At 70.5% G+C, this 5,328-nt stretch carries 3 protein-coding genes; 1 reads left to right on the forward strand and 2 read right to left on the reverse strand.

All coding sequences use genetic code 11. The features are described 5' to 3' along the window. Window positions 1-70: 70 nt before the first annotated feature. Complete coding sequence (locus ACE3OK_RS12205) at window positions 71-1,162, reverse strand: HlyD family secretion protein (protein WP_374249823.1); 1,092 nt, start codon at window positions 1,160-1,162, stop codon at window positions 71-73. 7 nt (window positions 1,163-1,169) lie between these two features. Then, complete coding sequence (locus ACE3OK_RS12210) at window positions 1,170-2,372, reverse strand: lactonase family protein (RefSeq protein WP_374249824.1); 1,203 nt, start codon at window positions 2,370-2,372, stop codon at window positions 1,170-1,172. A gap of 228 nt (window positions 2,373-2,600) precedes the next feature. Here ACE3OK_RS12210 and acnA point away from each other — a divergent pair, with 228 nt between their 5' ends. After that, entirely contained in the window at window positions 2,601-5,234 is a 2,634-nt protein-coding gene (acnA, locus tag ACE3OK_RS12215; protein ID WP_374249825.1) for an aconitate hydratase AcnA, read from the forward strand. Window positions 5,235-5,328: the final 94 nt, after the last annotated feature.

Below are 5,328 nucleotides of genomic sequence, written 5' to 3' on the forward strand. Positions count from 1 at the left end.
CAGCATGCCCAGCAGCACCGTGACCGCGGCCAGCCAGCGGTAGGCCGTGCCGTAGCGCTGGCCCAGCAGCTCAAGGGTGTCGGGTGTCGACATCCACTTCCACCAGCATGCCCGGCTTCAGGCGCGCGGCCTTGTCCGACAGGCGGATGCGCAGCGGCAGGCGCTGCGTGACGCGGGTGAAATTGCCGCTCGGATTGGGGTTGGGCAGCAGCGCGAACTTGCTGGTGGCGGCGTCGCCGATGCGCTCGATCTCGCCCTTGAACACCTCGCCGGGGAACGCATCGACACGCACCTGCGCGGGCATGCCCAGCTTCAGGCGCGCGACCTCGGTTTCCTTCACGTTGGCCTCCACCCAGACTTCGGCGGGGTTGTGGTACATGAGGATGCGCTGGCCCGCGGAGACGTGTTCACCGGCGCGCACGAAGGTCATCACCACCACGCCATCGCCCGGGCTGAGGATGGTCCGGTCGCGGATGTCGTTGTCCAGCCGGCGGATCTCCGCGCGGATCTCGTCGGCCTGGCGCTCGAGCACGACGCCCTGGCGGCCCACCACCTGCACCTGGCGGCGGCTGCCTTGCGCCGCGGCGAGCTGCCCGCGCACCGCGGCGAGCTCGGCCACGGCCTTGCGGTATTTTTCCTCGGCGGACCGCAGGTCCGTGGCCGAGCGCTCCAGCGCCTGGGGCGACAGCCATTTCTGCTGCGTGAGTTCGCGCGCGCGTTCGAATTCGGCGCGGGCCTGCTTCTGCTGGGCCTCCACCGAGGCGACCTCGGCCTCGGCCGCGACCAGGCGGCTGGCCTCGCTTTGGTACTTGCCCTCGGACTCCTGCGCCACCTGGCCCGACTGCGCCTTGAGCACCTCGGACTGGGTGGCGATGGTGCCCAGGCGCGCCAGCAGCATGTCGCGGCGCAGGATGTCGTCGCGCGCGTCGATGCGGACCAGCAGTTGCCCCGCCCGCACGGCGTCGCCCTGCGTGACGGGCAGCTCGCTCACCTGGCCCGCCGTCAGGCTGGAAATGGTGATCACGTTGCCGTCCACGCGCGCGTCATCCATGTAGACGTGCGTGGAGCGGTTGTAGAAGAATCGCGCGACCAGTGCGATCGCCACGAGCGCGACCGCCAGCGCGATCAGCCGTTTCGTCCGTGGACCGGGGTGGATGGCCATTCGCGCGCTACGCCCCCAGGGTGACAACGCTGGTCCAGAAGCAGACCTGGCCGTTGTCGGGATGGTCCATCCTGTTCAGCAGCGTGAGCTTGCCGTCGCCGCCGATGGCGAACACCGCCAGGCCGGGCAGGACCTTCCTGATCCCGCCGTCCGCGCGGACCAGCATGTGGTCCTGGTTGCCCACCACCAGGACCTTGCCCCGGGCGTCGATGCCGAAGGTGCGCGGGAAATTGCCCTGGGTGTCGATGTGCTGGATCAGGCTGGGCACCCCCGTGTCGGGGTCGATCTCGAACACCGCCACGTCGTTCACGCCGCCCATGAACACCTGCCGGTCGCCGACGGGCTCGGTGTCGCGGGCACGGTTGGTGATGTAGATGAAGCGCCCGTTCGGGTGCACATGGATCGACGCCGCCATCTGGATCGACGGGCCGGGGGTCACACCCTCCAGCGTGCTTTTGATGGCGCGCGGCCGGGGGGCAATGCCCTTGTCGTCGCAGTCGTACAGGTGCAGCTCGCCCTGGCGTTCCACGCACAGGTACATCCAGGGCCGTGTGGGGTGAAAGTCGACGTGGCGGGCTGCAAAGCCATGCGCGCCGATTTTCTTGCCCAGCCAGGGCGCGGCCCGCGCCGGGTCCGCCTCGATGCGCGCCAGGGGCGCCATGCGCCCAGCGGCATAGGAATAGATGCCGATGGCGCCGGCGGCCTCGCCGGTGGGGTGGTGCCCGCATTCGGGGGTCACGACGATGTTGCCGGCGGGCGTGACGCGAACCTGGTGCACCGTCGAGCCGAACTGGATCGGCTGCTGAGCGACCTCGTCCCCCACGCTGCCGTCGGGCCTGATCGCATGCACGGTCACGTTGGATGGCGTGCTGTAGGCCAGCAGGGCGTGGCGCTCGGCGCCATCCAGCGTGATGCTCAGGGGGCGGTTGCCCAGCGGCATGGGCTCGCCGTGCGGCGCCAGCTCGCCGCTCGGCAGGATCTTCAGCGCCTGGATGAAATGCGCCTGGCGCTTGACCAGGCTCATGGGGCCGGCGTCACTGGTCGCCACGTACAGCAGCGTGCGCGCCTGGTTGGCCCACGCGTCCTGGATATCGGCCGGCAGGGCAAACGTCTGGATCGGGGTCAGGGCGCCACTGCCGGTATCGACCTCGAAGACGTGCATGTCACGGCCGAGGGAGGAATAGACAATCGTTTTTTCAGTCATGGTCATGGGGTGGAGGTGGCGTGGCCGCAAACCCGGCGCCCGGATGGCGCTCGCGCTGGTTCGATTGGAAAAGTACTTCAGGCATCACGCGGTCGGCGGCCGGACTCACGCGCCCGGGTGCGACCCCGATATATTACGTGCAAGTGCCGCCTGACGATAGGGGGCTAACCAGCAGGCCGGCGTCGTGAAACGAGATGCCCGGCGTGTGGGGCCGGCAGGGACACTCTCATTCCCATGCCATTCACCTCCCCGTTCGAAGACACCCTGCACGTCGGCGGCAGCGCGTACCGCCATGCCAGCCTCGCCCTGCTGGCCGACCGGCACCCCCCACTGCGCCGGTTGCCAAAAGTGCTGAAGATCCTGGCCGAGATCACCCTGCGCCGCGCACCGGCGGAGCTGCCCGCCTACCTGGACTGGGTCGCCCGTGGCGGTTCGTCCCCGCAGGCAGTCCAGTTCTGGCCGGCACGGGTGCTCACCCACGACTCCACCTGCGTGCCGGCCTTTGTCGACTTCGCCGCCCTGCGTGACGCGGCGGCCGCGCAGGGCCTGGACCCCGCCGCCATCAACCCGGTGGTGCCGGTGGACGTGGTGATCGACCATTCGATCACCGTGGACCGGGCCGGCAGCGCCGACGCGCTGCTGTTCAACATGCGAACCGACGTGGAGCGCAACCGCGAGCGCTACGCCCTGATCCGCTGGGCTGGCCGCAACCTGAAAAACGTGACCGTCACGCCCCCGGGCTTCGGGATCGCGCACCAGGTGAACCTGGAACGGCTGGCCAGCGTGGTGCAGGTCGACCGCAGCGGGCCGCACCCCTGGCTGTTGCCCGACACGCTGGTGGCTTCGGACAGCCACACGCCGATGGTCAGCGGCCTGTCGGTGCTGGCCTGGGGTGTGGGCGGGCTGGACATGCAGATGGCCGCCCTGGGCAAGCCGCTGCCCATGCGCCTGCCGGGCGTGGTGGGCGTGCGCCTGAGCGGGCAACTGCGCGCCGGCGTCACCGCGGCCGACCTGGCGTACACGCTGGTGCGGGTGCTGCGCGACCACGGCGTCATCGACCACATCGTCGAATTCTTCGGCCCGGGCATGGCCGGGCTCAGCGTGCCCGACCGGGCCACCCTGGCCAACATGGCGCCCGAATACGGCGCGACCACCGGCTTCTTTCCCACCGACGACGCCACCCTGGACTACCTGCGGCTCACCGGCCGCAGTGCAGAACAGCTGGCCATCGTCCAGGCCTACACGCAGGCGCAGGGCCTGTGGTTCGACCCGGCGGAGGAACCTCTGTTCACGAGCACGGTGGCGGTGGACCTGACCGCCATCGAAACCACGCTGGCCGGCCCGCGCAACCCGGCCGAACGGGTGACGCTGCGCGGCGTGCCGCAGAGCGTGGAGCAGGCCATCACGCGCCTGCGCGAAGGCGCACCCGGCGAGGCCGCCGCCGCCGGGCCCGGCCAGCCGGGCGACGGCGCGATCCTGATCGCCGCCATCACTTCCTGCACCACCACGGCCAACCCGCAACTGATGGCGGGCGCCGGGCTGCTGGCCCGAAACGCGCGGCGCGCGGGCCTGGCGGTGCCCTGGTGGGTCCGGACCTCGCTTTCGCCGGGCTCCCGGCCCACCGCCGGCTACCTGGCCGCGTCCGGCCTGCAGGACGACCTGGACGCGCTGGGTTTCCAGGTCACCGGCTTCGGCTGCATGACCTGCATCGGCAATTCGGGTGAGCTGGCGCCGGCGGTCACCGAGGCCGTGCGTGGCCGCGGCCTGCTGGGCGCGGCCGTGCTGTCGGGCAACCGCAACTTCGAGGGCCGCATCCACCCGGACGTGAAGATGGCCTACCTGGCCGCGCCCGCGCTGGTGGTGGCCTATGCGCTGGCCGGCACGGTGTGCCGCAACCTGGAGACCGAGCCGCTGGGCACCGGCCACGGCGGCAAACCGGTGTACCTGGCCGACGTGTGGCCCAGCCGCGAGCAGATCGCCGCCGCGCTGCAGCCGGTGCTGGGGCCCGCGCTCTTTGCGCGCGCCGAGGCCGACAACCAGCTGGGCTTCGCGCTCTGGGACACGGTGCCGTCCGGTGGCGACGACGCGCTGTTTGCCTGGTCGGCGCAGTCCACCTACCTGCGCCGCCCGCCCTACCTGGACGGCATGCGCATGGCCACGCCGGTGCGCGGCGACATCCACGGTGCCCGCGCGCTGCTGGTGCTGGGCGACCGCGTCACCACCGACCACATCTCACCCGCCGGAAGCATCGCCGAACAGGGCCTGGCCGGCCAGTACCTGCGTGAACACGGCGTGGCGCGGTCGGACTTCAACCAGTTCAATGCCCGCCGCGGCAACCATGAGGTGATGGTGCGCGGGGGGTTCAGCAACCCGGGCCTGGACAACGAGCTGCTGGCCGATGTGGGGCGCAAGGGCGGCTACGCGCGCGTGCAGCCCGCGGGGGACGTGCTGCCCGTGCACGACGCCGCCCTGGCCTATGCGGCGCGCGAGGTGCCGCTGCTGGTCATCGCCGGCAAGGAATACGGCTCGGGCTCCAGCCGCGATTGGGCCGCCAAGGCCACCGCGCTGCTGGGCGTGCAGGCGGTGGTGGCCGAAAGCTTCGAGCGCATCCACCGCAGCAACCTGGTGGCGATGGGCGTGCTGCCGCTGGTGTTCGCCGATGGCCTGACGCGGCACGACCTGGCGCTGACCGGCGCGGAGACTTTCGACATCCTGGGCCTCGGCCCGGACATCACGCCAGACGCCCGCGCGGTACTGCGCGTGCACCGCCCCGATGGCCGCAGCGCCGACTTCCCGCTCATCGTCAAGGTCGACACCCAGGCGGGCATCGCCTGCGTGGGGTCTCCTCGTTTTCAGTGCAATAAGTGACGGTACGCAAAGCTAGCACTGGCGCGGGGGTGGTCTGGGTAGACCGTTGATTTCATTGACTTTCCTGTTCGCTTTGTAAACGGGTATGGTGGCC

The sequence above is a fragment of the Thermomonas sp. genome (assembly GCF_041905325.1).
Classification (GTDB): Bacteria; Pseudomonadota; Gammaproteobacteria; order Xanthomonadales; family Xanthomonadaceae; genus Thermomonas.

Excerpts from the sequence above, each read along its gene's own strand:
- acnA (WP_374249825.1), top strand. The coding sequence starts at position 2,601 with ATGCCATTCACCTCCCCGTTCGAAGACACCCTGCACGTCGGCGGCAGC.
- ACE3OK_RS12210 (WP_374249824.1), bottom strand. The coding sequence starts at position 2,372 with ATGACCATGACTGAAAAAACGATTGTCTATTCCTCCCTCGGCCGTGAC.
- ACE3OK_RS12205 (WP_374249823.1), bottom strand. The coding sequence starts at position 1,162 with ATGGCCATCCACCCCGGTCCACGGACGAAACGGCTGATCGCGCTGGCG.